This is a genomic window from Nonomuraea sp. 3-1Str, assembly GCF_031570565.1.
Classification (GTDB): domain Bacteria; phylum Actinomycetota; class Actinomycetes; order Streptosporangiales; family Streptosporangiaceae; genus Nonomuraea.
The window spans coordinates 285,318-310,071 of record NZ_JALHBK010000006.1 but is presented as its reverse complement, the minus strand read 5'-3'; the positions used below and the strand labels follow the sequence as shown (position 1 = coordinate 310,071).

Sequence of the window (24,754 nt, the reverse complement as noted above, 5' to 3'; positions counted from 1 at the left end):
AGGACGGGGCTGTCGCCCTCGGCGGCGAGCCGGTCGGCCACGTACTCGGCCAGCCGCACGGCCAGGTCCTCTCCCTCGTCCAGCACACCGGGGAAGCGCCCCTGCTGCGCCAGGACCTCGGCGAACACGACGACGGCTGCGCCCGCGGCCACGAGCAGCGCGGCCCGGACGGCCGGCGGCGGCTGCACGGCCGCGCCCAGCCACCCCAGCAGGGCGCCGAGAGCGGTGTGGGCGGCGAACCGCCCCAGCAGGAACCCCCCGATCACCATCCGCGCCGCGGCGGGCCGGTCGGGCTCCGGCCCCGAGGGGCGGCGGTCCGTCAGGCCCACGAGGAGCCCGCCCTGGACCGCCGTACACGATGCGGTGCCCGCGAGCAGACCGGCGGCGAGTCCGGTCGCGAGCAGAGCGGCCGCCTGCACGCTCAGCGGGCGGGGGCGGCGAAGAAGGCGAGGGCGCGGGGCGCGGCCGGGCCCGCGGCGTGCGGAGCGCGGTGCGCCGGCCGGGCATGGGATCGGGTGGGCTGCCGCATTCTCGTCCCCCCACTGTCGGCGGCGCCGCCACGGCACCGCTCTACCGGCAACCTAACGTGGCGTCCCGGATGCGACCAGTGACACTTATGTCCCCCCGGTCCCGGTCTCGTCCTTCGCACCGCCGCCGCGGCGGCGGGGCAGGCGCACGGTGAGCAGCTTGGCGCGCGGCGCCACCCGCTCGGCCAGCGCGAACAGCGCCTCGGTGCGCGACCGGTCGGCGTCGAGGTGAGTGAAGAGGTTGACGCCCAGGTAGAACGTGATCGACGCGTACGCCAGGTCGCGCGGCGGCAGCAGCTTGGCCAGCGGGGAGCCGCCGATGACCCGCTCCAGGCTGCGCTCGACGAACGCGATCCACGGCTCCGACCGCCTGACGATCTCCTCGCGCAGCTCGGGCCGGGCGATGCTGGCCCCCACCAGCTCCGAGAACAGCGTGATGTGGCCGCCCTCCAGGTCGGCCCGGTAGATCTCGGTGGCGACCGCCACGAGCTCCTCCAGCGTCCGGACGCCGGCCACGGCGGCCTCGTAGGCGGCCATCCGTTGCTGGGAGGACCGGTCGAGCGCCGCGAGCAGCAGCGGGTCCACGCCGCCGAAGTGGTAGAAGACCAGCGCCGAGTTGACGCCCGCGGCCTTGGCGATGGTGCGGGCGCTGGTCCCGGCGTAGCCCTCCGTGCGCAGTGTCTCCGCGGCGGCCTCGATGAGCCGCTCCCGCGTCTCCGCCCCTGCCTGCTTGGTCATGCGCCTTCCCTCTTGCACGTTCCGTCTGGCTCATCATACGGTTTAATCACTTGATTAAACCGATCGCTCAAGGAGTAGCCGATGTCCGCCGAGCCGGATCCCGTTCATCAGCGCAGGTCGCGACGCGTGCTGGCCGGCGTGCTCGCGGCCCTGTTCGCCGCGTTCCTCGCCTACCGGGTGCTGCACGCGGGCCACCTGGAGCAGACGGCGGTGTTCTACGTGGGCATCCCCGCCGTCATCGCGATCACGGTGGCGCTCGCGGCCCGGCCGAAGAGCGCGACCGGCCTGATCATGGCGGTGATCACCATCGGGCTGGCCGTCTCCGGGCCGTTACTGGGAGAGGGGATCGTCTGCCTGGTGTTCGCCGCGCCGCTGTTCTACCTGGTCGGGCTCATCGTCGGGCTGCTCGTCGACTGGGGCGGCCGGCGGGGCACCGGGGTGAACCTGCTGGTGGCGCCGTTGCTGCTGGCCGTGGTCAGCGAGGGCGCCACGGGGGCCACCTCGCTGCCCAGGGAGAACGTGGTCAGCGCCACCCGCGCCACCGGCGGCGCGGACGTGGAGGCGGCGCTGGCGGCGGCGCCGGTGTTCCGGGGGGTGGAGTCGGCGTTCCTGCGCCTCGGCTTCCCCCGCCCGCTCACGGCCGAGGGGCAAGGGCTCCAGGTGGGCGCGACGCGGCGGGTCACCTTCACGCCGCGCCGGTCGCTCGGCATCGGCGCCGCCCTGGAGCCGCGCTCGATGACGCTGCGGGTCAAGGAGCGGGCCGCCGGCGTGGTGGTGTTCGACGTGGTGGCGGACAGCACGCTGGCGCGGTGGCTGGAGCTGGAGGAGGCCCGGTTCGCGTGGACGCGCTCGGACCTGACCGTGTCGCTGCGCTACCGGCGGACCTTCGACCCGGCCTGGTACTTCGGTCCGCTCCAGCGATACGGACTGGGCGAGGCGGCCGGCTACCTGGCCGAGACGTTCACGCGATGAGCGCCGCGCTGATCAGGGCGGTCGCGCTCATGGGCCCGGTCCTGGCCGTGGCGGCCGTCGTCGCCGTGCGGCGCCCCGAGGAGCCGCGGATCGCCGGCGCGCTCCTCGCCACCGGCTGGAACGTGCTCGCGCTGAGCGGCGTCAACGCGCTGGCCCTCCACCTCGGCTGGTGGAGCTTCCACGCGGAGGGGGCCGTGGCGCTGGGCGTGCCGGTCGACCTGCTGCTCGGGTGGGCGCTGCTGTGGGGCGCGGTGCCGGCCCTGGCGGCCCCCGGGGCGCCCGTGCCGCTCACCGCCGCCGTTCTGGCCTGGCTCGACCTGGCGCTGATGCCCATGGCCGGGCCGGTGCTGGTGCTCGGGCCGGACTGGCTGCTGGGGGAGTCGGCCGCGGTCGCCTGCGCGCTGGTGCCGGGGCTGCTGGTGGCCCGCTGGACGTGGACGGGCCGCCGGCTGCGGGCCCGGGCGGCGGCCCAGGTGGTGCTCGCGGGCGGGCTCGGGGTGGTGCTGCCGCTGCTGCTGACGGGGGCGTGGCGGCAGCCCGCCTGGGCGCTCGCCCTGCTGGCCCAGGCCATGGCGGTGCCGGGGCTGCTCGGGCTGGCCGCGGTGCGCGAGTTCGCTGTCTCCGGCCGGGGCACCCCACTGCCGTACGATCCGCCGCGGCGGCTGGTGACCGGCGGGCCGTACGCGTACGTGCGCAACCCGATGCAGACCGCCATGACCGGCGGCTACCTGCTGCTGGCCACCCTCGACGTGGCCTACCTCGGCGCGGCGGCGATCGCGTTCGCGTACGGCGCGGGGCTGGCCGCCTGGCACGAGGGCGAGCAGCTCGACGCGCGGTTCGGCGAGGAGTGGCAGGCGTACCGCCGGGCGGTCCGGCCGTGGCTGCCCCGCTTCCGGCCGGCCGCGCCGCCGGCGGCGGTCGTCCACGTGGCCGCGACCTGCGGGCAGTGCGCGCCGGTCGGGCGGTGGCTCGCCCGCCGGACGCCCGTCGCGCTGGCGGTCGCCGCCGCCGAGGACCATCCGCGCGGGCTGCGCCGGATCACCTACGAGCGGGCCGACGGCGTCACGGCGGAGGGGGTGCGAGCGCTCGCGTCGGCGCTCACCCACATCCACCTGGGCTGGGCGCTGGCCGGATGGCTGCTCGGGCTGCCGGGCGTCGCCTGGTTCGCCCAGCTCTGCGTGGACGCCCTCGGCGGCGGCCCCCGCACCCTCACCCAGGAGCGACGGCTCTACGAGCCTCGATGAGGAACCTGCTGGAGTGGGCCACGAACGGGCCCTCGGCCTCGATGCGCTCGTGCAGGTCGCGCAGCCGTGCGCGGTGGCGGGCGACCGTGAAGCCGGGCACGATCCAGATCACCTTGCGCAGGAAGTAGACCACCGCGCCGACGTCCCGGAACTCCATCCGCAGCCGCTCGGCCCTGAGGTCGACGACGGCGAGCCCGGCCGCCTCGGCCTCCGCCCTGGCCCGTTCCGGGTCGCGGCCGGAGCCGTCCAGCGGGCCGAGGAAGAACTCGGCCAGCTCGAACACCGTGCGCGGGCCCACCTGCTGCGAGAAGTACGCGCCGCCGGGCCGCAGCACGCGGGCGATCTCCGCCCACCACGTCCGCACCGGATGGCGGCTCGTCACCAGGTCGAAGACACCGGTTCGGAACGGCAGGCGCGGCTCCTCGTCGTCGGCCACCACCGCCGCGCCCCGCTCGCGCAGCCGGGCGGCGGCCAGCCGGAGGTTCGGCGGCCAGGACTCGGTGGCGACCGTCACGGGCGGCAGCACGGGCAGTCCCGCCAGGATCTCGCCACCGCCCGTCTGGATGTCGAGCGCCGCCGTCGCCCGCGCCATGCGCTCGGCGAGCAGCCGCGAGTAGCCCCAGGAGGGGCGCTCCTCACTCGCGCGGCCGTCGAGCCAGGAGAAGTCCCAGCCGTCGACCGGCGCCGCCTCCGCCTCGGTCACCAGATCATCGAACGAGCGTCCCATCCACGCAGCCTCTCAACCCCCCGGCCCGCACCTCAACCGCTTTTGCCCGCGTACGGCCGAGGGGCGATGCAACACGAACCCCCGCCTGGCTGATCCGTCACCGCACCCCACGAGCACTCAAACCTTCGTCAGCAGGCTCTTACTGATGCGTCCCCGTACAGGCTGTCCAGGTCGAGCAGATGGACCCGTTCCGAGGCGGCGGCCTCGCGCAGGTCGGGCGAGAAGCCGTTGCGTGAGAACAGCGCGAACCGCGTCTCCGCGGCGTCCCAGCCGGCCGCGGTCAGGAGATCGCGGATGTGCTCCAGCCGCAGGAGATCTCCGAGCGTGCGCTGCCCGGCCGTGCACTTGGCCTCGCCGAGCACCGTGATCCGGCCTCCTCGCGCGCGTGCCACGGCTGAGCGGCTGAGCGCGATGACGTCCACCTCGTGGCCGCGGTGCTCGCGGCAGGCCACCTCGGTCGTGCCCACCTGGCCGACGTCGTCCAGTCCCGCCTCGGCGCCGTGCCGCCGGACCCAGGAGCGCGCGATCTCCTCGAAGTGCGGCCCGAGAATCTTGTCCGAGAACGTCTTCCTGGACCTCTCCCACGCGTGGCGCGCGTGGCGCAGCTCCAGGTCGATCAGGTTGGGCTGGACGATGAGGTTGTGGAAGCGGACCGCGGGGTCGGCGACGGTGATGACCGGCCGGCGTTGCAGGAGGAGGTCCTGGCCGTAGGAGATGAAGGCGGCATCTCTCATGATGTTCAGGTGGTACGTCAGGGCCTTGGCATCCATCCCCACCAGCCCCCCGATCTGCGTCGGGGACGAGGCGCCGCCGGAGACCGCCTGCCAGATCGCGTGATAGATGGCGCGGTCCCCGATGCGGGGATCCTCGGCGAGCAGGTAGTCCGGCTCGGTGAACAGGATGTGCGACGGGTTGAGCACGGTCCGCTCCAGCCAGCGGAAGAACGCCTCCGCCCCCGTTCCGGGAGCATCGCCCACGATGTCGCGGTAGCCCGGAGCCCCGCCCAGCACTGGGTTTGGGCTGACGGTCAGATCCAGCCCGGTCGGACCAGGCCCGACTCGTACGAGATGACGACGAGCTGGGCCCGGTCGCGGGCGCCGAGTTTCATCATGGCGCGGCTCACGTGGGTCTTGGCCGTGGCCGGGGACATGAACAGCTTGGCCGCGATCTCGTCGTTGGTCATGCCGGTCCCCACCAGTGCCAGCACCTCGCGCTCCCGGTCCGTGAGCTGGCTCAGCCGCTCCGTCGCCATCGGCTCCTTGGCGCGCGAGGCGTACTCCGCGATGAGACGCCGCGTCACGCTGGGCGACAGCAGGGCCTCGCCCGCCGCCACCACCCGGACCGCCTGGATGAGCTCCGCCGGCTCCGTGTCCTTGACGAGGAAGCCGCTGGCGCCGCCGCGCAGCGCCTCGAAGACGTACTCGTCCAGCTCGAACGTCGTCAGGATGATGACGCGCGGCCCCTCCGGCATCTGGCGGGTGGCGGTCAGCCCGTCGGTGCCGGGCATGCGGATGTCCATGAGCACCACGTCGGGCCGGTGCTCGGCCGAGAGCCGCACCGCCTCCGCGCCGTCGGCTGCCTCGGCCACCACGGTCATGTCGGGCTGGGCGTCCAGCAGCGCGCGGAAGCCGGCGCGCACCAGCGCCTGGTCGTCGGCCAGCAGCAGGCGGATCATCACGTGTCCTCGGAGGGAGTCGGGTCGGGGAGCGGGGGGATGGGGAGGCGGGCGGAGACCTGGAAGCCGGTGCCGGACGGGCCGGCGGCCAGGGGGCCGCCCAGGGCGGAGGCGCGCTCGCGCATGCCGGGGATGCCGTTGCCGCTGCCGTGGGCCGACAGCACCGGGGCCGTCGTCGCGCCGGTGTCGGTGACCGTGAGCGCCAGCTCGCTCGCGCCGTACTCCAGCCGGACCGTCACCCGCGCGCCGGGAGCGTGCCGCGCGACGTTGGTGAGCGACTCCTGCACGATCCGGTACGCCGCCCGATCCACCTGCGGCGGCAGCGGCCTGGCCCCCTCGCGGCGCACCGTGACGTCGAGCCCGCAGCGCCCGGCCAGCTCGTCGATCCGGTCGAGCCCGGCCGTGGGGGAGCGCGGCGCGCCCTCGCGCAGCACGTTGAGCACGGAGCGCAGCTCGCCGAGCACCTCCTTGGAGGCGGTCTTGATCGTGGCCAGCGCGGTGCGGGCCTGGTCGGGGTTGTCGTCGATGAGGTGCAGCGCGGTCGACGCCTGCACGTGGATGAGCGAGATGTTGTGCGCCAGCACGTCGTGCAGCTCCTGCGCCATGGTCAGGCGCTCCTCGCTGGCCTGCCGCCTGGCCTCCTCCTCGGCCGCGCGCTGCTGCTGGGCGCGGCGTTCGCGCACGATGCCCACCAGCTCGGCGACCACCATGACGAGCAGGATGAACGCGGTGATGGCCAGGTCGTGGAAGAGGCCCGGCCAGCGGGCGGAGCCCAGGTGCCCGTACGCCAGGAACACCACCAGCGTGATCGCGGCCAGGGTCCACGCCGCCGGCCGCCGTCCGCGCAGGACCAGGGTGAACAGGACGATCGTCGGCGCCAGGTAGACGGGGCCGAGCGGGTAGTCGAGCCACGTGTACGCGTAGGTCGCGGCCAGGACGACGACGGACGACGGGACGAGGAACCTGCGGTGGACCACCAGCGCCGCCGGCCCCGCCAGCAGCAGCGCGTACGCCAGCGCGTCCAGCGGTTTCCTGGTGTCCATCTGCCCGTACGCCGCCCCCTGTGACATCACCACCTGGGCCACCGCGACGACGAGCCCGAGCAAGGGGGCGTATTCGGACGACTTGCGCACGGGATCCACGCTAGGGCACCCTGTCCGCCTCCCGCGTCCGTCCACCGGGGGAGGGGGCCCTACCGCGACGGGCGTACCTGGGCCATCGTGGAGAGCATGCGCCGTGTGATAGCTCCAGCAGCAGCGATCGTCATCACGCTGGTCACTGCCGTGCCCGCGCTGGCCACCGCGACTCCGACCATCGACTCCAGAGCCACCTCCACAGCCCCCCGCAAGACGCCCGTCGCCGAGGGGTACGGCGGGGCCGTCTCCACCGTCGACCTCGACGCGAGCCGGGCCGCCATCGCCGTGCTCAAGAAGGGCGGCAACGCCGTCGACGCCGCCGTGGCGGCCGGCGCCGTGCTCGGCGTCACCGAGCCGTACTCCGCCGGCCTGACGGGCGGCGGCTTCATCGTGTTCTACGACGCCGAGCACCACAAGGTGCACACCATCGACGGCCGCGAGACCGCGCCCAGGGCCATGACCCCGACGACGTTCGAGGGCATCCCGTTCGAGGAGGGCGTCACGAGCGGCCTGTCGGCGGGCGTGCCCGGCGCGGTCGCCCAGTGGGACCTGGCGCTGCGCCGGTTCGGCACGATCTCGCTCAAGCAGGCGCTCAAGCCGGCCATCGAGGTGGCGTCCCAGGGCTTCGTCGTCGACCAGACGTTCTTCGACCAGACCCAGGCCAACCTGGCCAGGTTCAAGGACATCACCTCCACCGCCGCCCTCTACCTGCCGAACGGCGCGCCACCGCCCGTCGGCTCCGTCTTCCGGAACCCGGACCTGGCCGCCACCTACCGTGAGCTGGGCAGACGCGGCCCCGACTGGCTGTACGGCGGGCAGCTCGGCAAGGAGGTCGTCGCCACCGTCAAGCAGCCGCCCGTCGCCTCCGGGGTCACCCGCAAGGTCCGCCCCGGCCTGATGGAGCTGTCGGACCTGCGGGACTACCGGGCGCTGCTGCGCGAGCCGACGCGCGTGGACTTCAGGGGCCTGCGCGTGTACGGCATGGCGCCCCCCTCCTCCGGCGGCTCGACCGTGGGCGAGGCGCTCAACATCGTGGACGCGCTGCCGGACACCGGCCTGCACGAGTACCTGGAGGCGTCCCGGCTGGCCTTCGCCGACCGCAACAAGTACGTCGGCGACATCCCCGGAGTGCCGCTGAAGCAGCTGCTGTCCGACGGCTTCGCCAAGGAGCGCGCCTGCCTCGTCGGCCCGCTGGCGATGACCTCGCCGGTCGCCCCCGGCGCCCCGGACGGCGACTACCAGGCGTGCGCGAGCCCCGAAGGCACGTCCACGCCGACCGCCGCCGAGGGGCCGGAGACCACGCACCTGGTCGTGGCCGACCGCTGGGGCAACGTCGTCGCCTACAACCTGACGATCGAGTCCACCGGCGGCAACGGCATCGTGGTGCCGGGCCGGGGCGTGCTGCTCAACAACGAGCTGACCGACTTCACCTTCGGCCCCGCCCCCGGCGACCCCAACCTGCCCGGCCCGGGCAAGCGCCCGCGCTCGTCGATGGCGCCCACGATCGTGTTCGACGACGGCGAGCCGATCATGGCGGTGGGCTCGCCCGGCGGCGCGACGATCATCACGACCGTGCTGCAGATCCTGCTCAACCGGTACGTGTGGGGGATGAGCCTGCCCGAGGCCGTGGCCGCGCCCCGCGCCTCGCAGCGCAACACCGCGCAGACGCAGGCCGAACCCGCCTTCCTGCAGGCCCACCAGGCCGAGCTGGAGGCCCGCAGGCACAGCTTCGCGAGCGTGGCCGAGATCGGCGCGGCGACCGCGCTGGAGTTCACCGGTAAGGGCAGGGTGAAGGCGGTGGCCGAGCCGGTCAGGCGGGGCGGCGGCAGCGCCCTGGTCGTCCGGCCGGCCGACTAGCGGATCAGCTCGCGGGCGCGGGGGGTCACCTTCCGCGCCCGGGGCTCGAAGCCGGCTGCCCCCGTCCTGTCGCCGCGGGCCGGCGAAGTGCTCGCGGGCGCGCGAAAAGCGCCGAGGGCCGTCGTCGTCGGCCGGCCGTCGGCGCCGTGCGGGAGAGCCGCCGGGCTAGCGCAGGAGCAGGAAGGCGGCGACGCCGATGACCACGATGGCCGCGACCACCGCGATGATCGGTACGAGAGGGGACTTCTTGGGCGCGGGGGCGGCCTCCTGCTCGGAGCGCTGCGCGAAGGCACGGAACTGCTGCGTGGTGCCCGCCGGGTCGATGGGCTGCTGGTGCTGCTCAGACATGGGCAGCAGCCTAGCGGGATCACCTGCGGCATTTTGCGCCTTTTACGCGATCGGTAGGCAGCCTGAGTACGGGACCGGTCCCATCGCCGGATAGCGTTGAAGCATGCTCAGGACCGTGCTCTCGCCCCGCATGCTGGGGCTCCACCTGTTGACGGTGGCGGTCCTCGTGTCCTTCATCCTTCTCGGCCGCTGGCAGCTCGGGGTTTTCCAGGAGTCCGGCAAGCCGCACGTCGCCAACGATCCCGCCCCCGTCTCCGTCACCACGCTCGCCCGGGTCGGCGCGCAGATGGACGGCATGTCGGCCGGTCGGCGCGTCACCGCGACCGGCGTCTACGACGCCTCGCTCCAGCTTCTCGTCGTCGACCGCGAGCCCGACGTGGACGCGCCCGGCGGCAAGGTCTCCCGCGACCGGGGCTACTGGGTGCTCACGCCGCTCCGCCTCGACGACGGCACGCTGATGCCGGTCGTCCGCGGCTGGACGGCCCGGCCCGGCGGCCCGGCCATGGCCGTGCCGACCGGCCAGGTCACCGTGGCCGGCCGGCTCCGGCCGTCACAGGGCACCGACAGCGTGCAGAGCAGGCCCGACGAGCTGCCCGCGGGGCAGGTCGACACCGTGTCGACGGGCCAGCTCATCAACGTGTGGACCGGCCGTAAGCTCCGCGACGGCTTCCTGGTCGCCCAGCCCCCGTCGGGCGCGCTCACGCAGGTCAAGATCGCGCCGCCGGTCGTCGGCGGCACCCTCACGTGGCGCAACCTCGCCTACGCCGCCAACTGGTGGATCTTCGCCGGGTTCGCCGTGTTCATGTGGTTCCACTTCGTCCGCGACGCCGTGCGTACGGACCGGGAACACCGCAAGTCCCCTGAGATGGTTCTGGAAGGTTGAAACGGTGGAATCGGCTCTGAAGCCTTTCCGGGTGCTCGCCTACTGCGTCGGCGTGATGCTGCTCATCCTGTGCGCGGCCATGGTGCTGAGGTACGGGTTCGGCATCGAGGGCATCTCGAAGTTCGTGGCGCCCATCCACGGCTTCCTCTACATGATCTACCTGGTCACGGTCATGAACCTGGGCATGAAGGCCCGGTGGGGCTGGCCGTACATGCTGGGGATCATGCTCGGCGGCACTGTGCCGTTCCTGTCGTTCTTCGTGGAGCGGCGCGTCACCCACCGGGTGCACGCGCAGCTCGCCGCGGCTCCGGCGGCGGGGGCCTGAGACCCCCGCCGCCCGCGCCGGGCCGGCTCAGTGGCCGATGCCGCGCCTGCGGGCGCGCTTGAGCCTCTCCCGCTGCGAGGGGTCGAGCATCAGGTAGCCGACCACCGGGGCGGCCACCACGCCCAGGACGACCAGCAACGTGAGCCACCCCGGCAGGAAGATCAGCGAGAGCAGCACGGCGGCGCCGGCACCGATGGCGTACTTCTGGACTGGCGACATCCCCTACATCCTCCGAACGCGGAGCGCGCGCCCCGCCTCTTCCACATATTCTGCGTCGCCGGTCCAACGAGTGGGAGCGCATCGGGGTTCCGAATCGCGATGTATCGCAAATCGTTCGGACATCGTGCTCTACGGGGACCCGTCCACGGCCAGGCTCAGCAGCGTCTCGGCCGTCTCCTCGGCCGGGGGAGGCCCGGCCGGGTCCAGCATGGCGCGGATCAGCGACCGCAGCGGGTCGGTGCCCGGGGCCGGGGCCGCGCCCGGCGGCCTGCCCTCGACGGCGAAGTGCAGCGTGGCCGCCAGCGACCACAGGTCGGCCGAGGGCCGCAGCTCCGGCTGCGGCAGCCCGAACCCCGTCAGCAGCGCCCGGCCGGTCGGCGTGAGCAGCACGTTGCCCGGATTGACCCGGCCGTGGACGATCCCCGCCGCGTGCGCCGCCGACAGCGCCGCCATCGCGCACACCCCGGCCCGGGCGGCCTGCGTCGCGGGCAGGGGGCCGCGCGCCATGACGGTCCGCTCCAGTGACGCCCCGGAGACGAACTCCATGACCACCCAGACCGCGTCGTGCTCGACAACCACGTCCACGGTCGGCACGAGGCAGCCGTGCCGCAGGCCCGCGACCCGCCGGGCGTCGCGCACGGCCCGGTCCAGCAGTCCCGGCGGCACGCGCACCTCGCGGACGACGACGTCACGGTGCGCCGGCTCGTCGAAGGCCAGCCGGACGGCGCCCCCGCCGAGGGGGTTCAGCAGCCGGTAGCGCCCCGCGAGTCTCGTGGTCTCTCCCATCCCGAGGTGGACGATAGCGGTCAGGCGGCGCCCCCGGCCATCATCCCGGTGAGCCGGGTATGAACAGCTGGGACCGGGCGGGGTGTCTGCACCGGATGTGCACGTTTCAGGGAGTGCTGTCTGCACGAGGCACTCCTAGGCTTTCGTCCGTGGCAGAGCGGCGACGGGTCCTCCTGGTCGAGGACGACGAGACGATCGGGCGGGCCGTCCGCGACCGGCTGGCGGCGGAGGGCTTCGACGTCCGCGTGGCCGGGGACGGGGAGACGGCCCTGACCGAGTACGGCAGGGCGGAGCCCGACCTGGTGATCCTCGACCGGCTGCTGCCGGGGCTCGACGGGCTGGAGGTGTGCCGCCGGATGCAGGCCGCCCGGCCCGTGCCCGTCCTCATGCTGACGGCCCTCGGCGAGGAGACCGACGTGCTCGTCGGGCTCGGCGTGGGCGCCGACGACTACCTCACCAAGCCGTTCAGCATGCGGGAGCTGGTCGCGCGGATCCACGCGCTGCTGCGCCGGGTCGAGCGCGCCACCCAGCTCGCGGCCGAGGACACGGTCATCCGCGTCGGCGAGGTCGAGATCGACACGGCCGCGCGCCGGGTGTTCGTACGCGGCACGGAGGCGCAGCTCACCAGGACCGAGTTCGACCTGTTGCGCCGGCTGGCCGAGCGGCCGGGGCAGGTCTTCGAGCGCGACCGGCTGCTGTCGGACGTGTGGGGCTTCTCCGAGGCCGCCGCCACCAGGACCGTGGACAGCCACGTGCGGGCGCTGCGCCGCAAGCTCGGCTCCGACGTGGTCCGCACCGTCCACGGAGTCGGGTACGCCCTGGTGCGCCGATGAGGCCGCTCGACTTCCTGGGCCGGATCAAGGTCAAACTCGGCATCGTGATCGTGCTGGCCGTCGGCACCGCGTTCGTGGTGAACGAGGTCGGCATCAACTCCGGCCTGTCCCGCGAGCTGCGGATCGCCGTCGCCGTGGTGCTCGCGCTGATCATGGTGCAGCTGCTGGCCATGGGCATGACCAGGCCGCTGCGCGAGATGGCCCGCGCCGCGCAGACCGTCGCCAAGGGCCGCTACGACCTGAGCGTCCGCGCCACCTCGCGGGACGAGGTGGGGGAGCTGGCCAGGGCCTTCAACGCGATGGCGGCCGACCTCGGCGAGGTGGACCGGCAGCGGCGGGAGCTGGTCGCCAACGTCAGCCACGAGCTGCGCACGCCCATCACCGGCCTGCGCGCCGTCCTGGAGAACGTCGTGGACGGCGTCTCCGCGGCCGACCCCGACACCATGCGCACCGCCCTGGCCCAGACCGAGCGGCTCGGGCGGCTCGTGGCCCAGCTCCTCGACCTGTCCAGGCTCGACTCCGGCGCCCGCCTCATCGAGCCGGAGCCGATCGAGCTGGCCCCGCTGCTGGAGCAGGCCGTGCGGGAGGCGGCACTGGCCCGCGAGGACGTCCGGATCGTGCCGCGGACCGCGGCCGGCCTCGTGGTGCGCGCCGACCCCGACCTGCTGGCCCAGGTCCTGGCCAACCTCCTCGACAACGCCGTACGGCACAGCCCGCCCGGGGGCGTGGTGACGGTGGCGGGGACCGCCCGCGGGGACGGGGCCCGGATCACGGTCACCGACCAGGGGCCGGGCATCCCGGCGTCGGCGCGGTCGCGGGTGTTCGAGCGGTTCTCGCGGCTGGACGCGGCGCGCGCCGCCGACGCCGGCGGCGCCGGTCTGGGGCTGGCCATCGTCAAGGAGATCGTCGAACTGCACGGGGGCGACGTCCGTATCGCGGACGGCGCGGGTTGTCACATGATCATCGAGCTGCCAGGGAGAACCACGATGGGGGACAGACGGGGCGCCACCGGACCGAACCGGGCCTCGGGGGGCTTCGAGGCCGCGGCGCCCGTACCGGCTCCTGGGGGTGCCGGGCTCGGCCCGGCGTCCGAGGGCGGCGGGACGGGCGCGGTCGCGGAGGACGGGGCGCCGGTGCCGGCGGGGGCCGGGACCGGCGCGCCGGAGCCCGTACGAGCCGGGGTGTCCGGGCCGCCCGGGCCGTCCGGGTCCTCGGACGGGCCGGGCGCGACGCCCGCGCCTCTCCCCGTGCCAGTGCCCGTGCCTGGAGCCGGAGCCCTGGCCGGCGCCGGAGCGGGAGCGGGGGAGAGGCTGGCGCGGCTCGTCATGGGCACCCTCCTCGGGCTGCTCCTCGGGTTCATGGTCGGCGTGGTCGCGGCGGTGTTCGTCAGCTTCGCGGTGGGCGGCGGGGTCGCGCTGGCCACGCTGGCGTTGTGCACGCTCCTGGCCGGAGCGCTGGGCGCGTCCATCGGCGGCACTCCCCGGCGCGGCGTCGCCGCCGCCCACCCGAGCGCGCCGTACGGCACCAGGACCCCTCAGCCCCCTGGCCGGCCACCCGCGGCAGCGCCCCCCCCTTCCGGGCACGCGCCCGCGATTCCCCAGCCCCCCGGGCACGCGCCCGCGACGCCCCAACCCCCCGGGCACGCGCCCGCGAGCCCCCAGCCTGCCGGAAGCCAGGCGCCGCCCCCCGCCTACGTCCCCCCGCCGCTCTTCCCTCGTCCCGAGCTGCCCGAGACGCCGCGCTGGCTGCTGCCCGCCGCCGCCGGTGCCGGGGTGTTCGGCGCCGTGGCCCTTCCCGGGGCCCAGATCGGCCTTGGTGTCGTCCTGGTCGCGGTGGTGCTGGGCGCGGCGGCCATGCCCGCCGTGCTGCGGCGGATGACGCCGTGGACGTGCGCGTACGCCCTGGTCGCGTACACGCTGATCGCCATGGCGGCCGTGCGTGACGCCGACTGGCTGGTCGGCGTGCTGCTCGTGGCCGGCGCCGGGCTGGCCGCGCTGGCGGTGTCCGGGGCCGGGGCCGGCTGGCTCGGCGCGATCAGGGGCGTGCTGTCGGTGCTGCTGGCGCTGCCTCCGGTGCCGTGGTTCCTGGCGGAGCCGGTGAAGCGGCTCACCTCCCGCCGGCGGATCCTGCCGGTGCTGGGCGGGCTGGGCATCACGGTGGTGCTGCTGGCGGTGTTCGGGGTGCTGTTCGCGTCGGCCGACCGCGTGTTCGCCTCGTACGCGCGGCGCCTGACCGCCACCCCCGACTGGGCCGACACGCTGCCGCTGCGCGTCGTCGTGTTCGCGCTCGTGGGCGCGCTGCTGACGGCCGTGGTGCTGGTGGCGCTGCGGCCCGTCAACGACCCGGCAGGGCCCGAGGCCAAGCTGACGCTGAGCCGGAGCGTGTGGCTGCTGCCGCTGACGGCCGTGAACCTGCTGTTCGCCGCGTTCGTCGCGGTGCAGATCACCGCGCTGTTCGGCGGCAACGCGTGGGTGCTGAGGACGGCCGGGCTGACGTACGCGGAGTACGCCAGGAAGGGGTTCTTCCAGCTCGTCGTGGTGAGCGTGTTCGTGCTCGGCATCGTCGCCGTGGCGGCCGGGGTGGTGCGGACCGGGCGGCGCGAGCGGTGGCTGCTGGCCGGGCAGCTCGGGGTGCTGTGCGCGCTGACCATGGTGGTGCTCGCCTCCGCGCTGCACCGGCTCGCCCTCTACACCGACGCGTACGGCCTGTCCCGGCTGCGGCTGTCCGTGCAGGCGACGCTGTGGTGGCTGGGCGCCGTGTTCGCGCTGGTGCTGCTGGCCGGGGCGGTACGTCTGGCGGGCCGCGGCTCGGCCTGGCTGCCCCGCACGGTCGTCCTAGTCACCGGGCTGGCCCTGGCCGGCTTCGCGTTCGTCAACCCGGACCTGCGAGTGGCGCAGACCCAGGTGGCGGTGCGTGGGGTGGCCAAGCTGGACTCCGACTACCTGGGCGACCTGGGGGCCGAGGCGGTGCCCGCGCTGGACCGGCTGCCCGAGCCGCAACGCAGCTGCGTGCTGGCCGACCTGGTGGCCGCCGACGACCTGGCGGACCCGGACCCGTGGAACGGCTGGAACCTCTCCCGCGCGCAGGCCCGCGCCCTCCTCGCCGAGCACCCGATCCGGCCTGCCACCTCCTGCCCCCAGGTCTCCTCCCGGACGTCCGACTGACCTCCTCCCCGGCTCCCCGGCCCGCGTCCGCGGTGAGGGCGACGGATCCGCGATCGAGGTCCGGGCCGGAGGGGCCGGAGATCGGGTTTAATCCTTGGGTGGCTTTCGATGTGATCATCAGCGGTGGCCGGGTGCTCGACGGCACCGGCGCCCCGCCGTACCGGGCCGATGTCGCGATCACCGGCGACAGGGTCGCGGCCGTGGGGCGGCTCGGCGGCGCTCAGGGCGCGAGCGCCGCCACCGTGATCGACGCGACCGGCCGGCTCGTCTCGCCCGGGTTCGTCGACTGCCACGCGCACGGCGACGCGACCGTCTTCGACCCGTCCGTGCAGCTGGCGGCGCTCCGGCAGGGCGTGACCACGTTCGTGCTCGGGCAGGACGGCCTCTCGTACGCCCCCGGCTCCGCCGGGACCGTCGCCTACGCCGCCCGCTACTTCGCCGCCGTCAACGGCCCCCTGCCCGGCTCCCTGGCCGGCGGCCCGCTGAGCGTGGCCCGCCTGCTCGACGCCTACGACCGGGCGGTCGCCCTCAACACCGCGTACCTGCTGCCCCACGGCACCATCCGCTACGACGTCATGGGCCCCTCCCCGGACGCCCCGGCGCCGGACGAGCTGCGCCGGATGCTGGCCCACGTCGAGCGCGGCCTGTCGGAGGGCGCCGTCGGGCTGTCCAGCGGCCTGGAGTACCTGCCCGGCCGGTACGCCTCCGCCGAGGAGCTGGCCGCGCTGTGCGTGCCGCTCGGCGGCCTGCCGTACGTGACCCACATGCGCGCCTACGGCGCCCGCGCCGGGGTCGGCATGGCGGAGGTGAGCGAGATCGCCGCGCGGTCCGGCGCGGCCGTCCACGTCTCCCACCTGCACGGCCCCGCGGACGTGCTGCTGCCGCTCGTGGAGGAGGCGCTGGCCGCCGGGGTCGACCTGACCTTCGACACGTACCCGTACCTGCGCGGCAGCACGATCCTCGCCATGGTGGTGCTGCCGCCGGACGTGCCCGCCGCCGAGACCGACCGGGCCCTGGAGATGCTCACCTCCGGTGAGCTCGACGCATGGTGGCCCGGCCTCGCGCAGACCTGGCCGCGGCTGACCGTCTCGCACGCGCCCGGCCTGGAGTGGGCCGAGGGCCTGAGCATGGTGGAGGCCGCCGAGCGGGCGGGCGTGGAGCCGGCCGAGTTCTGCCGGCGCCTGCTCGTCGAGACCCGGCTGGAGGCCGGCTGCGTGTCGGCCCGGCCGGACGAGGGGCCCGAGGGCGAGGAGTCGGTGCGGCGGATGCTCCGCCACCCGGCCCAGACCGGCGGCTCCGACGCCATCTACGTGGGCGGTCATCCGCATCCGCGCGGGTTCGGGGCGTTCGCCCGCTTCCTCGGGAGGCACGTGCGCGAGCTGGGGGACTGGACGTGGGAGCAGGCCGCCGTCCACCTCGCCGCGCACCCGGCGCGCCGGTTCGGGCTCGTGGACCGGGGGCTGCTGCGGGCCGGGTTCGCGGCGGACGTGGTGGTGTTCGACCCGGCCACGGTGGCCGACCGCGCCACGTACGAGGCACCCCGTACGCTCGCCGGAGGGGTGGACGACGTGCTCGTGTCCGGCGTGCCCGTGCTGGCGGGCGGCGAGCCGACCGGTGCGACGCCCGGCCGGGCGCTGCGCGCCTGATGGCGGCGCCCGTGACACCCGAGAACGTGGACAGAGGAGACGTCGTGCAGCAAGCCCCAGGCCGGTCGATCTTCGACGGCGGCCTGCCCTTCCCCCTGATGGTCGTGCACCGCGAGGCGCTGGAGCACAACGTCGCCACCATGGCCGCGTTCGCCCGCGACCACGGCATGGAGCTCGCCCCGCACGTCAAGACGCACATGTCGCCCGAGATCGCCGCCCTGCAGCTGGAGGCGGGCGCCTGGGCGCTCACCGTGGCGACGCCGCGGCAGGCCATGGCGGTCCGCTCGTTCGGCGCCTCGCGGATCATCGTGGCCAACCAGCTCGTCGACCCGGCCGGGCTGGCGTGGGCCGCCGCCGAGCTGGCCCGCGACCCCGGCTTCGAGCTGCTGAGCTTCGCGGACTCGGCCGCCGGGGTGGACCTGCTGGCCAAGCACGCCGGCCCCCGGCCGTTCAGGGTGCTGGTGGAGCTGGGCCACCCCGGCGGGCGGGCCGGCTGCCGGTCGCTGGAGGAGCTGCTGGAGGTCGTCCGGTACGTCCAGGAGAGCCACGGTGTGGAGCTGGCCGGCATCGCGGGGTACGAGGGCGGGCTGGCCGGCGCCGACGAGGTCCGCGCCTACCTGCTGAAGCTGCAGGACGCCGTCGAGCACGTGCGTGTCAGGCAGCCGATCCTGTCGGTGGGCGGCAGCCAGTGGTTCGACGTGATCGGCAGGGAGCTCGTCGCCACCAAGGCCACCGTCGTGCTGCGCAGCGGCGCCTACGTCACCCACGACGACGGCTACTACCGCGAGCGCACGCCGTTCAACCGCATCGACGGCGAGCTGCGGCCCGCGCTGGAGGTCTGGGCGCACGTGCTGTCCGCCCCCGAGCCCGGCATGGCCGTCGTCGGCATGGGCAAGCGCGACGCCCCCTACGACGAGGGCCTGCCCGTCCCCAAGCGCGGCGGCGTCGCCGTGACGCGGATGCAGGACCAGCACACCGTCGTGCAGGCCGACGGGCTGCGCCCCGGCGACCTGCTCGCCTTCGGCATCTCGCACCCGTGCACCGCGTTCGACAAGTGGCGGGTGCTGCCGGTCGTCGATCGTGACTACCGTATCGTCGGCGAGATCACGACTCACTTCTGAGGAGCACCCATGAAGAGCGAGCTGCGGACCACCGAAGGCGCCGCGCCCGTCGGCGCCTACTCCCAGGGTCTGGTCGTCGGCGACTTCGTCTACACCTCCGGCGCGGGTCCGTTGCACCCGGACACCGGCGAGGTCGTCGGCGACGACGTGGCGGCCCAGACGCACCAGACGATGCGCAACCTCGGGGCGATCCTGGCCGCCCACGGGCTCGGGTTCGACGACGTGATCAAGGCGACCGTGCATCTGCAGGAGCTCAAGCGCGACTTCGCCGCCTTCAACGAGGTGTACCAGTCGTACTTCGCCCGCCCGTACCCCGTGCGGACCACGGTCGGATCGGACTTGATGGACATCCTTGTGGAGATCGACTTCGTCGCGCACAAGAGCGCCTAACCAGGATTGTAAGGTCGGCTCGTGGACAGTTCGGTGTACGTCTTCGTCGAGGACCTCCGAGGCGAGGGCGTCGAGCGGGTGCTCGACAGGATCAGCGGTTACGGCGTCACCGGCGTCACCGTCGGCGCCGTGCACCACGCCTGTCAGGACATCACCCCGCACGGACTGTCCCGGTTGACCGTCCGCCACGACGCCGCCCACTTCACGCCGCCGCCCGAGCTGTTCGCGGGGCTGCGGCTCAAGCCGCCCGCCGGCCACCAGGACGCCCTGTCCGGTCTCGCCCAGGCGTGCGCTCAGCGCGGGCTGAAGCTGCACGGCTGGACGGTGTTCCTGCGCAACGCCACACTCGGCCTGCGCCACCCGGACGTGACCGTGCGCGACTGCTTCGGCGACCGCGGCTCGCCCGCCGACCTGTGCCCGGGGCACCCCGACGTGCGCGACTACGCCGTGGCGCTGGCCCGCGCCGTCGCCCGGCTCGGCGTCGAGAGCGTGGTGGCCGAGGCGCTGCACTTCAACCCGCTGCGGGCGCAGCGGTCGTTCGTGCCGCTCGGGCCGATGGACACCTACCTGTTCGGGCTGTGCTTCTGCGACTACTGCATGCGCCGCGCCGCGGACCTGGGCGTCAACGCCGAGGCGGCGCGCGAGGAGTGCGCCGGCATCGTCGGGCGCGTGCTCGACGGCGACGCGCCCGCGCAGGGCGAGGTGACCCGGGCCGCGCTCACCGCCTACGCCGGGCCCGAGGTGGTCGCCTACGCGCGGGCCAGGTCCGAGACCGTGACGACGCTGGTGTCCGAGGTCGCCTCGGCCGTGGAGGCCGAGGGGGCCCGGCTGGTGTTCGTCGACTCGACCGGCGCGGTGAAGGGGTACACCGACGGGCTGCCCACCCCAGGGCTGGCCGCGCACGACGCCTGGCAGCTCGGCGTCGACCTGGTCGCGCTCGGCGACCTCGTGCCGGCCTTCGGGGTGCTCGCCTACGCCCGCGACGCGGCCCGCGTGGCCGACGACGTGGGCGCCTACCTGCGCTCGGTCGGCAAGGACCGGGAGGTGCGGGCCGTGCTGCGGCCGGGCCACCCCGACAGCGACTCGGCCGACCGGCTCGTGGCCAAGGCCCGCGGGGCGAAGGCGGCGGGCGCGGCGGCGGTCGACTTCTACGCGTACGGGCTGGCGCCCCACCCGGTGCTGGACCGGATCCCGGCCGCGCTGGCGGAGGCCCACTGACCCGGGCCGGTCACCGGGACGCCAGCCCCTCCAGGACCGCCGACACCGCCTCCTCCGCGAAGCCGTCGTCCACCGGCAGCCCCCGGAACACCGCCCGCATCCACACCGCCCCGGCCAGCAGGTCCACGATCAGCATCGGGTCGGCCGTCTCCTTCAGCTCGCCCCGCCGTACCGCCCGCTCGAACACCGCGCGCTCCCGGGCGAACCGGTCGGCGAAGAACCGGTGCGCGTCGAGCTCCGGATGGCGTACGGCGGCGCCCAGCGCCGTCACCGCGACGTCCCGCGCGGGGGGCCGCGTCAGCAGGCGCACCACGCCCTCGGCCAGCGCCACCAGGTCGCCCCGCAGGCTGCCCGTGTCCGGCGGCTCGAACGCCAGGACGTCGGCCTCCACCAGCGCCGCCCCGAGCAGCGCGGCCTTGGACGGCCACCAGCGGTAGATCGTCGTCTTGTTCACGCCGGACCGCTCGGCCACCCCCTCGACGGTCAGCCCGTCGTAGCCGCGCTCGGCGACCAGCCGGAGCGTCGCGTCGAAGATCTCCTGCTGCTTCCTGGGCGCCATGCCGTCATCTTCTCCCGGTGAACGCGGTGACGACGCCCAGCCCCAGGTACACCACGCCGCTGACGTACCGCAGGGTGCGGGCCCGGCGGGCCAGCCGGGTGCCGAGCGCGCCGGCCGTGAACGCGTACACGATGTCCGACAGCAGCCCCAGCGCGAGCAGCGTGACCCCGAGCACCACGATCTGGAGGGCCGGCGAGCCCGCGTCCGCGTCGACGAACTGCGGCAGGAGCGCCAGGAAGAACAGCGTGACCTTGGGGTTGAGCACGTTGACCAGGACGCCTTCGAGGAACACCCTGGGCAGCGGCTGCGGCCGCAGCGCCGTGCCGCCCGCCTCGTCCTTCGAGGTGAGCGCGCGGACGCCGAGGTAGACGAGGTAGGCCACGCCGGCCCACTTGACGATCCCGAACAGCGTCGCCGACTTCGTGATCAGGTACGACAGGCCGGCCGCGGCGGCGGCGATGTGCACGAGCGTGCCCGTCTCCACGCCGAACGCGCTGGCCAGCGCCGCCGCCCTGCCCTGGGCGAGGCCGCGGGCGGCGATGTAGAAGTGGTTGGGGCCGGGGATGAGCACCAGGGCCAGGCAGGCGCCGGTGAAGAAGAGGTACGTCGACCAACTGATCACGAAATATAAGCGTAGACATGGCTTTATGCCGATAAGAAGGCCAATGGCGGGTGGTGGCGGTGGGCCAATGAGTGTCGGCGAGGCATGGCATAGTTGCTGACCGTGAAGGGTCTTCTGGTGGGGCGCGGTGCCGAGCTGACACGGCTCGTCGGCGTGCTCGAGTCCGCCGCGGCCGGCACCGCCGGGGTCGCGCTCGTCGGGGGCGACGCGGGCATCGGCAAGACCCGGCTGGTCACCGAGCTGGTGGCCGAGGCCAGGGAGCGCGGCTTCCACGTGCTGTCCGGGCAGTGCGCCGAGCTCGGCGACGCCCTGCCGTACCTCCCGCTCGCCGACGCCCTGCGCGGCGCCGAGCCCGCGGTGCGCGAGACGGCCGCCGCCCACCCGCTGCTCGGCCAGCTCCTGCCCGGCGTGGAGAGCGTCCCGTCGGCCGGGCTGACGCAGCAGCGGCTCTTCGGCTCGCTGCTCGGCCTGCTGTCCGGCATCCAGCCCGTGCTCTTCGTCATCGAGGACCTCCACTGGGCCGACCGCTCCACCCGCGACCTGCTGGTGTTCCTCAGCCGCATGGTGCAGACGGAGCGGGTCTGCGTGGTCGGCACCTACCGCACCGACGACCTCCACCGGCGCCACCCGCTGCGCTCCGTGCTGGCGGAGATGAAGCGGCTGCCCACGGTCACGGCGGTGGAGCTGGGGCCGCTCGACCCGGGCCAGATGTCCGACTACGTCGCGACCATGGGCCGGGTCGACGCTCAGGGGCTCGGCATGATCGTCACCCGCGCCGACGGCAACCCGTTCTACGCCGAAGAGCTCTTCGCCGCCATGACCGAGGGCGACAGCCTGCCCGAAGGCCTGGCCAGCCTCCTGCTGTCCCGCGTCGAGGTGCTGTCCGAGCCGGGCCAGCGCGTGCTGCGCGCCGCCGCCGTGGCCGGCCGGCGCGTCGAGGACGAGCTGCTGCGCGAGGTCTCCGGGCTGCCGCTCGCCGACTTCGAGGAGGCCGTACGCGAGATCGTCTCGCGCGGGCTGCTGCGCGTCGACGGCTACGGCTACGCCTTCCGCCACGCCCTGCTCCAGGAGGCCGTCTACACCGACCTGCTGCCCGGCGAGCGCACCCGCCTGCACGCCGCGTTCGCCCGGCTGCTCACCGCACCCGCCGAGCTGGCCCACCACCACCTGGCCGGCCACGACCTCGCGGGCGCCCTGGCCGCCTCCGCCGAGGCCGGCCGGCTCGCCGAGCGGCTCGGCGCCCCGGCCGAGGCGCACAGCCACTACGACCAGGCCCTGTCACTGTGGGAGCGGGTGCCCGACGCCGAGCGGCTGGCCGGCGAGAGCCGGGCGAGCCTGGCCTTCCGCAGCGCCGTCATGGCCGCCGACAGCGGAGACAACCACCGGGCCATCACCCAGCTCCGCGCCCTGCCGCCCACCTGCGAGGTCAGCGAGCGGCTCGCCTACTACCTGTCCGAGATGGACGACCAGGACGGCGCCATCGCCGCCGCCGAGCAGGCCGTCGCCACGGCGGCCGACGATGCGTCCCTGGCCCGCGCCCTGGCCACCCACGCCCGCACGCTCACGTGGAGCCCCCGGCACGCCGAGGGCCAGGCGCTGGCCCTGCGCGCGCTCGACGTCGCCCGCGCCGCCGGGGCGCGCGACGCCGAGGTGGGCGCGCTGCTCACCCTCGCCATCCACGCCGAGCTGCAGGGCGACACCGCCAAGGCCCACGACCTCGTCACCGTCGCCTCCGCCGAGGGCACCGGCGACCTCGCCATGGACCTGCGCGCCCACTTCCACCACGCCCGCATCCACTATGAGCAGGGCTACCTCGCCCACGCGGCCGAGGTCGCCGACGAGGGCATCCGGCTGGCGTTCGAGACGGGGCTCAAGTGGAGCACCTACGGCACCGACCTGCAGTTCCTGCGCTTCCTCATCCATTACGTCGCGGGGGAGTGGGACCAGGCCGAGACCGTGGCCGCCTCCTTCGGCGCCCGGGTGGGCACCGCGCCGGAGGCCACCCTGTCGTCGTTCGCCCTGTTCCTGGAGGTGGCGCGCGGGCTGCCCGCCGTGGACAGCAGGCTCGGGTGGCTGCGGCCGTTCTGGTCCGACGGGCTGGTGGCGTACATGTCGCGCGGGCTCGCCGCCGAGCACGCCCTCTGGCAGGGCGACCCCCAGACGGCGCTCACCCACGTACGCGCGACGCTCGACGTGCTCCTGCCCGGCGAATCGGGCATCCTGCGCATCGCCGCCGTCGGCCTGTGGGCGCTCGGCGACCTCGGGGTCGTCGAGGACGCCGACGAGATGGCCGATCTGGCCCGTTTCGCGGTGAAGTCCGGCCCGGTCGGCCAGCGTGGTCAGCTCGGTCTTGAGGGGCGCGCGTGGGCGCTGCGGGTCGAGGCCGAATGGCACCGCGTCCACGGCCGGCTCGACCCGGAGCTGTGGCGGGCCGTGGTGGAGGCGTTCGACTACGGCTTCGTCTACGAGACGGCCCGCGCCCGGTGGCGCCTGGCCGAGGCGCTGCTCGCCGCCGGCGACCGGGAGGCGGCCCAGACGGAGTGGACGCTGGCCCGGGAGACCGCCACCACGCTCCGCGCCGCTCCCCTGGAGAGGGTGCTGGCCGACTTCGGCAAGCGGGCCCGCTTCACCGCCGTCGCCGGGGCCGGCTCGGCCGCGCAGGAGTCACCCAACGGCGGGCTGACCGCCCGCGAGCTCGAGGTGCTCACGCTGGTCGCGGAGGGCCTCACCAACAGGGAGATCGCCGAGCGGCTGTTCATCGCCCAGAAGACGGTGAGCGTCCACGTCTCCAACATCCTCGGCAAGCTCGACGTCTCCACCCGCACCCAGGCGGCCGCCACCGCCCGCGCCCACGGCCTCCTGACCTGACCCCTTACCGGGGCCTGCTTACCAAGGGCCTTCAGCTTCTGGCGAGCGCGGCCAGATCCCGCACCACCTGGATCAGCTCTGCCGGATCGAACGGCTTGGTGAGATAGGCGTCCACCCCGATGCCCATCCCGCGCCGCTTGTCGTCGTCCTGCGCCCGGGCGGTGATCAGCACCACCTTGATGTGACTGGTGGCCTCATCCGCCCGCAGCCGCTCCGCCGTCACCCACCCGTCGAGATACGGCATCATCACGTCCAGCGTGATCACATCCGGCATGACGTCGAGCACCCGCTCAAGGCAGTCCTGCCCATCGGTGGCGGTCGACACCTCGAACCCTTCCAGGCTCAGGTTGACCGCGATGAGCTGACGGATGACCTCGTCATCGTCGACGACCAGCACTTTCCCAAGAACCTCACCCACGGCGGCAAAGCTACCCGTAGTGGCGCGGTCACGTGCGGTTTTCCGGCGATGTGTGATCGGAGGTTTATCGTGGTGCGGAGTGGTGGCCGAATACTGGTAGCCTTGTCACACGTTCGGCCCCCTTAGCTCAGGGGATAGAGCACCGGCCTCCGGAGCCGGGTGCGTAGGTTCGAATCCTACAGGGGGCACACGATCCTGACCGGCGGCTTCGGCCGCTGACCAGGGCGAACGACACAGGAACGGGCGGGTCTCCAGTCTCACGGAGCCCCGCCCGTTCTCGTTGCCGCTCACTGCTCGTGGGCCATGACAGAGCTCCATCCAAGCCCCCGCGTTCGATCGGGATCGGCGTGAGTCAGCAGATCCGCCGTACCGACCAAGTGCCTGGAACAGCCGGCGAGGCCGCCCGCCCAAGGACGGCCATTGGGCAGAGCGAACAGCCCTGGTTGCGATCCTCGGTCGCTTGAGGCGGCTCGACTCC

24 protein-coding genes and 1 tRNA gene are annotated in these 24,754 nt (G+C 74.1%); 13 read left to right on the top strand and 12 right to left on the bottom strand.

Annotation, left to right across the window (positions count from 1 at the left end; genetic code table 11):
• Together MTP10_RS13545 and MTP10_RS13540 are read right to left on the bottom strand one after the other, a co-directional pair.
• Positions 1 to 419: sulfite exporter TauE/SafE family protein (locus MTP10_RS13545; RefSeq protein WP_310709483.1), on the bottom strand; the 419-nt coding region annotated here is incomplete at its 3' end.
• Between the two features lie 195 nt (positions 420 to 614).
• Positions 615 to 1,265, bottom strand: a complete 651-nt coding sequence (locus MTP10_RS13540) for a TetR family transcriptional regulator (protein ID WP_310709482.1) — start codon at positions 1,263 to 1,265, stop codon at positions 615 to 617.
• A gap of 81 nt (positions 1,266 to 1,346) precedes the next feature.
• Here MTP10_RS13540 and MTP10_RS13535 point away from each other — a divergent pair, with 81 nt between their 5' ends.
• Positions 1,347 to 2,237 carry a hypothetical protein gene (locus MTP10_RS13535; protein WP_310709481.1) on the top strand — a complete coding sequence of 297 codons (891 nt, stop codon included), beginning with the start codon at positions 1,347 to 1,349 and terminating at the stop codon, positions 2,235 to 2,237.
• Entirely contained in the window at positions 2,234 to 3,481 is a 1,248-nt protein-coding gene (locus MTP10_RS13530; protein WP_310709480.1) for an isoprenylcysteine carboxylmethyltransferase family protein, read from the top strand. The genes MTP10_RS13535 and MTP10_RS13530 overlap by 4 nt, the downstream gene beginning before the upstream one ends.
• Here the strand turns inward: MTP10_RS13530 and MTP10_RS13525 are convergent.
• The 4 genes from MTP10_RS13525 to MTP10_RS13510 all read right to left on the bottom strand — a co-directional run bounded on the left by MTP10_RS13525 (position 3,447) and on the right by MTP10_RS13510 (position 7,016).
• Complete coding sequence (locus MTP10_RS13525; RefSeq protein ID WP_310709479.1) at positions 3,447 to 4,208, bottom strand: class I SAM-dependent methyltransferase; 762 nt, start codon at positions 4,206 to 4,208, stop codon at positions 3,447 to 3,449. The genes MTP10_RS13530 and MTP10_RS13525 overlap by 35 nt on opposite strands.
• Before the next feature lie 128 nt (positions 4,209 to 4,336).
• Entirely contained in the window at positions 4,337 to 5,185 is an 849-nt protein-coding gene (locus MTP10_RS13520; RefSeq protein WP_310709478.1) for a restriction endonuclease, read from the bottom strand.
• A gap of 50 nt (positions 5,186 to 5,235) precedes the next feature.
• The gene (locus tag MTP10_RS13515) at positions 5,236 to 5,883 is read right to left on the bottom strand and encodes a response regulator transcription factor (protein WP_310709477.1); all 648 of its coding nucleotides are present in this window, start codon (positions 5,881 to 5,883) and stop codon (positions 5,236 to 5,238) included.
• Positions 5,883 to 7,016 carry a histidine kinase gene (locus tag MTP10_RS13510; protein ID WP_310709476.1) on the bottom strand — a complete coding sequence of 378 codons (1,134 nt, stop codon included), beginning with the start codon at positions 7,014 to 7,016 and terminating at the stop codon, positions 5,883 to 5,885. The genes MTP10_RS13515 and MTP10_RS13510 overlap by 1 nt, the downstream gene beginning before the upstream one ends.
• A 96-nt stretch (positions 7,017 to 7,112) precedes the next feature.
• Here MTP10_RS13510 and MTP10_RS13505 point away from each other — a divergent pair, with 96 nt between their 5' ends.
• Positions 7,113 to 8,876: a gamma-glutamyltransferase family protein gene (locus tag MTP10_RS13505; RefSeq protein WP_310709475.1), complete on the top strand. Its 1,764-nt coding sequence runs from the start codon at positions 7,113 to 7,115 to the stop codon at positions 8,874 to 8,876.
• 165 nt (positions 8,877 to 9,041) lie between these two features.
• Here MTP10_RS13505 and MTP10_RS13500 read toward each other — a convergent pair whose 3' ends face one another.
• Positions 9,042 to 9,224 carry a hypothetical protein gene (locus MTP10_RS13500; protein WP_310709474.1) on the bottom strand — a complete coding sequence of 61 codons (183 nt, stop codon included), beginning with the start codon at positions 9,222 to 9,224 and terminating at the stop codon, positions 9,042 to 9,044.
• 103 nt (positions 9,225 to 9,327) lie between these two features.
• Between MTP10_RS13500 and MTP10_RS13495 the strand changes: the two genes are divergently transcribed.
• Entirely contained in the window at positions 9,328 to 10,107 is a 780-nt protein-coding gene (locus tag MTP10_RS13495; protein ID WP_310709473.1) for an SURF1 family protein, read from the top strand.
• Between the two features lie 4 nt (positions 10,108 to 10,111).
• The gene (locus tag MTP10_RS13490) at positions 10,112 to 10,432 is read left to right on the top strand and encodes a DUF3817 domain-containing protein (RefSeq protein ID WP_310709472.1); all 321 of its coding nucleotides are present in this window, start codon (positions 10,112 to 10,114) and stop codon (positions 10,430 to 10,432) included.
• A gap of 27 nt (positions 10,433 to 10,459) precedes the next feature.
• On the opposite strand, the gene MTP10_RS13485 is transcribed toward MTP10_RS13490, so the two are convergent.
• The gene (locus tag MTP10_RS13485) at positions 10,460 to 10,651 is read right to left on the bottom strand and encodes a hypothetical protein (RefSeq protein WP_310709471.1); all 192 of its coding nucleotides are present in this window, start codon (positions 10,649 to 10,651) and stop codon (positions 10,460 to 10,462) included.
• A 129-nt stretch (positions 10,652 to 10,780) separates the two neighbouring features.
• Positions 10,781 to 11,437 carry a protein kinase domain-containing protein gene (locus MTP10_RS13480; protein ID WP_310709470.1) on the bottom strand — a complete coding sequence of 219 codons (657 nt, stop codon included), beginning with the start codon at positions 11,435 to 11,437 and terminating at the stop codon, positions 10,781 to 10,783.
• 149 nt (positions 11,438 to 11,586) lie between these two features.
• Here MTP10_RS13480 and MTP10_RS13475 point away from each other — a divergent pair, with 149 nt between their 5' ends.
• From MTP10_RS13475 to MTP10_RS13450, 6 genes are all read left to right on the top strand, one after another.
• Positions 11,587 to 12,270, top strand: coding sequence for a response regulator transcription factor (locus tag MTP10_RS13475; RefSeq protein ID WP_310709469.1), 684 nt, complete (start codon positions 11,587 to 11,589; stop codon positions 12,268 to 12,270).
• Positions 12,267 to 15,434, top strand: a complete 3,168-nt coding sequence (locus MTP10_RS13470) for a DUF4153 domain-containing protein (protein ID WP_310709468.1) — start codon at positions 12,267 to 12,269, stop codon at positions 15,432 to 15,434. Before MTP10_RS13475 ends, MTP10_RS13470 begins: the two co-directional genes overlap by 4 nt.
• A 98-nt stretch (positions 15,435 to 15,532) precedes the next feature.
• Positions 15,533 to 17,080, top strand: a complete 1,548-nt coding sequence (locus MTP10_RS13465) for an amidohydrolase family protein (RefSeq protein WP_310709467.1) — start codon at positions 15,533 to 15,535, stop codon at positions 17,078 to 17,080.
• A 44-nt stretch (positions 17,081 to 17,124) separates the two neighbouring features.
• Positions 17,125 to 18,201: an alanine racemase gene (locus MTP10_RS13460; RefSeq protein ID WP_310709466.1), complete on the top strand. Its 1,077-nt coding sequence runs from the start codon at positions 17,125 to 17,127 to the stop codon at positions 18,199 to 18,201.
• 9 nt (positions 18,202 to 18,210) lie between these two features.
• Complete coding sequence (locus MTP10_RS13455) at positions 18,211 to 18,591, top strand: Rid family detoxifying hydrolase (RefSeq protein ID WP_310709465.1); 381 nt, start codon at positions 18,211 to 18,213, stop codon at positions 18,589 to 18,591.
• Between the two features lie 21 nt (positions 18,592 to 18,612).
• A complete protein-coding gene (locus MTP10_RS13450; RefSeq protein ID WP_310709464.1) occupies positions 18,613 to 19,809 on the top strand; it encodes a hypothetical protein in 1,197 nt (398 codons plus the stop codon).
• 10 nt (positions 19,810 to 19,819) lie between these two features.
• On the opposite strand, the gene MTP10_RS13445 is transcribed toward MTP10_RS13450, so the two are convergent.
• Both MTP10_RS13445 and MTP10_RS13440 read right to left on the bottom strand, forming a co-directional pair.
• The gene (locus tag MTP10_RS13445) at positions 19,820 to 20,368 is read right to left on the bottom strand and encodes a TetR/AcrR family transcriptional regulator (RefSeq protein ID WP_310709463.1); all 549 of its coding nucleotides are present in this window, start codon (positions 20,366 to 20,368) and stop codon (positions 19,820 to 19,822) included.
• Positions 20,369 to 20,372: 4 nt separating this feature from the next.
• Positions 20,373 to 20,990, bottom strand: coding sequence for a LysE family translocator (locus MTP10_RS13440; protein WP_310709462.1), 618 nt, complete (start codon positions 20,988 to 20,990; stop codon positions 20,373 to 20,375).
• Positions 20,991 to 21,092: 102 nt separating this feature from the next.
• Here MTP10_RS13440 and MTP10_RS13435 point away from each other — a divergent pair, with 102 nt between their 5' ends.
• Positions 21,093 to 23,858: an AAA family ATPase gene (locus MTP10_RS13435; protein ID WP_310709461.1), complete on the top strand. Its 2,766-nt coding sequence runs from the start codon at positions 21,093 to 21,095 to the stop codon at positions 23,856 to 23,858.
• A gap of 31 nt (positions 23,859 to 23,889) precedes the next feature.
• Here the strand turns inward: MTP10_RS13435 and MTP10_RS13430 are convergent, their stop codons facing one another.
• Positions 23,890 to 24,255, bottom strand: coding sequence for a response regulator (locus MTP10_RS13430; RefSeq protein WP_310709460.1), 366 nt, complete (start codon positions 24,253 to 24,255; stop codon positions 23,890 to 23,892).
• A gap of 137 nt (positions 24,256 to 24,392) precedes the next feature.
• On the opposite strand from MTP10_RS13430, the gene MTP10_RS13425 reads away from it, so the two are divergent.
• Positions 24,393 to 24,464: transfer RNA gene (locus MTP10_RS13425), tRNA-Arg, on the top strand.
• Positions 24,465 to 24,754: the final 290 nt, after the last annotated feature.

What these genes read in the sequence shown, in the direction of transcription:
- MTP10_RS13540 (WP_310709482.1), bottom strand. Translation starts at nt 1,265, where the DNA reads ATGACCAAGCAGGCAGGGGCGGAGACGCGGGAGCGGCTCATCGAGGCC.
- MTP10_RS13445 (WP_310709463.1), bottom strand. Translation starts at nt 20,368, where the DNA reads ATGGCGCCCAGGAAGCAGCAGGAGATCTTCGACGCGACGCTCCGGCTG.
- MTP10_RS13495 (WP_310709473.1), top strand. Translation starts at nt 9,328, where the DNA reads ATGCTCAGGACCGTGCTCTCGCCCCGCATGCTGGGGCTCCACCTGTTG.
- MTP10_RS13500 (WP_310709474.1), bottom strand. Translation starts at nt 9,224, where the DNA reads ATGTCTGAGCAGCACCAGCAGCCCATCGACCCGGCGGGCACCACGCAG.
- MTP10_RS13455 (WP_310709465.1), top strand. Translation starts at nt 18,211, where the DNA reads ATGAAGAGCGAGCTGCGGACCACCGAAGGCGCCGCGCCCGTCGGCGCC.
- MTP10_RS13480 (WP_310709470.1), bottom strand. Translation starts at nt 11,437, where the DNA reads ATGGGAGAGACCACGAGACTCGCGGGGCGCTACCGGCTGCTGAACCCC.
- MTP10_RS13515 (WP_310709477.1), bottom strand. Translation starts at nt 5,883, where the DNA reads ATGATCCGCCTGCTGCTGGCCGACGACCAGGCGCTGGTGCGCGCCGGC.
- MTP10_RS13525 (WP_310709479.1), bottom strand. Translation starts at nt 4,208, where the DNA reads ATGGGACGCTCGTTCGATGATCTGGTGACCGAGGCGGAGGCGGCGCCG.
- MTP10_RS13535 (WP_310709481.1), top strand. Translation starts at nt 1,347, where the DNA reads ATGTCCGCCGAGCCGGATCCCGTTCATCAGCGCAGGTCGCGACGCGTG.
- MTP10_RS13505 (WP_310709475.1), top strand. Translation starts at nt 7,113, where the DNA reads ATGCGCCGTGTGATAGCTCCAGCAGCAGCGATCGTCATCACGCTGGTC.
- MTP10_RS13530 (WP_310709480.1), top strand. Translation starts at nt 2,234, where the DNA reads ATGAGCGCCGCGCTGATCAGGGCGGTCGCGCTCATGGGCCCGGTCCTG.
- MTP10_RS13470 (WP_310709468.1), top strand. Translation starts at nt 12,267, where the DNA reads ATGAGGCCGCTCGACTTCCTGGGCCGGATCAAGGTCAAACTCGGCATC.
- MTP10_RS13485 (WP_310709471.1), bottom strand. Translation starts at nt 10,651, where the DNA reads ATGTCGCCAGTCCAGAAGTACGCCATCGGTGCCGGCGCCGCCGTGCTG.